This window comes from Quadrisphaera sp. DVD1 (assembly GCF_058932755.1).
In genome coordinates this window covers 1-2,707 of record NZ_JBZYWI010000234.1, presented here as the reverse complement: position 1 = coordinate 2,707, position 2,707 = coordinate 1, and the positions used below count along the sequence as shown (strand labels likewise).

Below are 2,707 nucleotides of genomic sequence, written 5' to 3'. Positions count from 1 at the left end.
GGCGGGCGCGGCGGCGGCGCAGGGCGCGGCGCCCGCCGGCGAGGACGGCGTCGAGGTCGAGGCGAGGCGGCGGCGCTCCTTCGCCCAGAGCGGCCAGGCCGTCGCGCAGCCGGTGTTCCAGCAGCTCGGTCTCGCGGTCGTCCCGAGCCACTCAGACCCCTCCCGCCGTCGGTGCGGGCGCGGGCGGCCTCTGCCCCGCCGTCCCCGGCCCGGTCTCGCGGCCGGTGCGGGCGCGCAGGCGCCGCAGCGCGTCGTGGCACTGGCGCTTGACCGTGCCGGGCGAGACGTCGAGGAGGTAGGCCACCTGCTCCACCGGGCGGTCCTCCAGGTAGCGCAGCACGACGACGGCGCGCTGGCGCGGGGGCAGGGACGCCAGCAGCTCGCGGACCTCGAGGCGGTCGGCGACCTCGTCGTCCACCCGGCCCGCGGTGGCGCCGGCGCGCTCGGGCGCGTCCCCCGGCTCGGCCCACGAGGTCTCGCGGTGGCGCCACAGGCGGCGGTTCTCGGTGAGGTAGAGCCGCGTCAGGACGCGGCGGGCGTAGGCGTCGGGGTCGTCGACGTGCCCCAGGCGCGGCCACCGGGCGTACATGCGCTCCAGGGTCGCCTGCACCAGGTCGTCGGCGTGGTGCCAGTCGCCGCAGACGAGGTAGCCCACCCGGCGCAGCCCGGGCGCAGCGGACGCGGCGAAGGCGGTGAAGGCGCTGTCGCGTCCGCTCACCGCACCCCCTCCGCGCGCCGGCCGGCCCGCCGGGGCCCGCGCCCCCCGGTCGTGCCCCCGATCGTGCCAGGTGAGGGGCTCGTCGAGGAGCACCACGAGCAGCCCGCCGCCCTCAGGCGCCGTCCTCGGCGGGGACCAGCTCCACCGTGCCGCGCGCGGTGCGCCGGACCACGGCCCGGCCGGTCGGGAAGAGGTCGAGCGCGCTCGGGGGCAGCTGCACCCGGCCGGTGGAGTCGATCACCGCCGTCGCCTCCGCGCGCCCCTGGTGCTGCTCGCTGGAGAGCACCCCGTGCCGCAGCAGCACGACGCGGTCGGCCGCCGCCACCGCCCGCGGGTCGTGCGTGGACAGGACCACGCAGCTGCCGAGCCGCGCGCACCGCTCCAGCTCGGCCAGCACCAGCGCCGCGGAGGTGTCGTCGAGCTCGGCGGTGGGCTCGTCCGCGACCAGCACCGCCGGTGCCCCCGTGACGGCCATGGCGACCACGAGCCGCTGCTGCTCCCCGCCGGACAGCGCCCCGGGACGGGCGTCGGCCCGCGCGCCCAGCCCCACCCGCTCCAGGGCCTCCTGCGGGTCGTCCCCGCTCCTGCGCACCGCGGCGACCTCGGCCAGGTGGTCGCTCGCGCTCAGGTGCGGGTAGAGGCCGTGCGTGGGCCGCTGGGGCACCCACGCCACGTGCGTGCGCCGCAGGAGCCGCAGCCTCGCCGCGCCCAGCCCGGAGGTGGGCTCCCCGCCCAGGAGCACCTCCCCGCCGCTGGGCCGCTCGCGCAGGGCCAGCACCTCCAGCAGCGTGGACTTCCCGCTGCCGGAGGGGCCCACGACCGCCGTGAGCGACCCCCGGGTGAAGGAGGCGTCCACCCCGCGCAGGGCGTGGACCTCCCCGGTGGGCGAGCGGTGGATGCGGACCAGCCCGGAGCAGCGCACGGCCTCGGTGCCCCGGGCGCCGCGGGTGGTGGTGTCCGTCGTCGTCATCGCCGTGCGCTCCTCGCCGTGGTGCGGATGGTCCTCGTGGCCGGGCGCGGCGGTCCCACCGCCTCACTCGGCACCCCGCAGCACCTCCTCGTCGCGCCTGGAGCGGGAGACCGCCAGGACCACCGCGGCGGCGGCCAGCCAGGCCAGGAGGGCGAGCGCAGCCGTGCCCGCCACCGCGCCGACCGGCATCACCGCTGCGAGCTCCGGGCCGATCGACGGGGCGGGGTCCAGCAGGCGGGCGGCCAGGGGCCGCAGCGCCGCGACCGCGGCGACGGCCAGCACCAGGCCCGCGGCCACGAGGACGGCGGCCTCCAGCAGCAGGGCGACGACCGGCCCGCGGCGGCCCAGCCCCGTGCGGCTCAGCAGCACGCCCGCGGCGCGCGCCCGGGCGGCGCCGCGCTCGGCCGACAGCCCCATCACCAGCGCGGCCACCAGCGCCACGGCGACCGCGAGCGCCAGCTGGTAGCCGCGCACCAGGCGCCACGAGGCGAAGGCGGGGTCGGTCGCGATCCGCTCGCGGGTCTGCACCCGCGCGTCGCCCGCGCCGAGGCGGTCCAGGTCGGCGGTGACCTGCTCCAGGGAGCGGGAGGACCACAGCGCCACCCGGGCGTCGTGGGCGCGCGGAGCGCCGTCCAGGGGGCGGGTGCGGGGGTCCACGGGCAGCTGGGGCAGGTAGGCGTCGGAGGGCAGGACCACCAGGGCGTGGTCGCCGTCGCCCTCCTGGCCGGGGAAGTGCTCGACCGCCCCGACGACGCGCACCAGCACGCTGTCCCCGTCCTGCCTGAGGGTGAGCTCGTCCCCGGTCCGGTGACCCGCCAGGCCCGCCACCAGCACGGGCACGGGCACGGGCACGCGCTCCTGGCCGGCGGCCCGGGCCTCGACGGCGACGCGCTCCTGCCGCTCCAGCTCGGGCAGCAGGTCGCGGCCGGGGCGCAGGTCGCCGTCGGGGGCGCCCCAGGCGGCGCCGTCGGCGAACGTCGCGGGGTCGACGACGAGCAGGTCGGCCAGCTCGTCGGTGC

At 79.6% G+C, this 2,707-nt stretch carries 2 protein-coding genes and 1 pseudogene; all 3 read right to left on the bottom strand.

Going from position 1 to position 2,707, the window contains the following annotated elements:
* Positions 1-151: 151 nt before the first annotated feature.
* Positions 152-718 carry a SigE family RNA polymerase sigma factor gene (locus tag AC5FZL_RS16345; RefSeq protein WP_493619934.1) on the bottom strand — a complete coding sequence of 189 codons (567 nt, stop codon included), beginning with the start codon at positions 716-718 and terminating at the stop codon, positions 152-154.
* A gap of 112 nt (positions 719-830) precedes the next feature.
* Positions 831-1,688 (bottom strand): ABC transporter ATP-binding protein, encoded by an 858-nt coding sequence (locus AC5FZL_RS16340; RefSeq protein ID WP_493619933.1) that lies wholly within the window; start codon positions 1,686-1,688, stop codon positions 831-833.
* 63 nt (positions 1,689-1,751) lie between these two features.
* Positions 1,752-2,707: pseudogene (locus tag AC5FZL_RS16335) on the bottom strand (hypothetical protein); the annotation flags it as partial.